This is a genomic window from Amycolatopsis sp. SID8362, assembly GCF_010550475.1.
GTDB classification, from domain to species: Bacteria; Actinomycetota; Actinomycetes; order Mycobacteriales; family Pseudonocardiaceae; genus Amycolatopsis; species Amycolatopsis eburnea.
Genome location: NZ_JAAGNB010001708.1, coordinates 1 through 383 on the forward strand (window position 1 = coordinate 1; position 383 = coordinate 383).

Genomic DNA, 383 nt, shown 5'->3' on the forward strand with positions numbered 1-383 from the left:
CTCAGCCCGGTGACGCGGTCGAGGCGGTTGCGCAGTTCCACCGCGGTCAGCGACGTGAAGCCGGTTTCGCTGAACGCCCGGTCCGGCGCCACGTCCACCGCCCGGCCGTGGCCGAGCACCGCCGCGACGTGCTCGCGGACGACGTCGAGGACGAGCTCGCCCGCATCGGCCGCGGACAACCCGGCCAGCCGGTCGCCGAGTCCGGTGTGGACTTCGACGACCGGAGCCGCCGGAGCCAGCTCGCGGTACAGCGGACGCGCCTGCCCGGAAAGGTAGACGTCCCAGTCGATGTCGGCGACGACCTGCGAGCGCGTGACCCGGCCGAGCGCGGCCGCGGCCTCCGCCGGCGGCAGCGGGGTGACCCCGGCCCGCCGCATGCGGTC

General features: G+C 76.0%; 1 protein-coding gene. It reads right to left on the bottom strand.

Annotation, left to right across the window (positions count from 1 at the left end; all coding sequences use genetic code 11):
• Positions 1 to 383, bottom strand: a 383-nt coding sequence (locus G3I65_RS52090) for an acyl carrier protein (protein ID WP_203612742.1), incomplete at both ends; no start/stop codon positions are given.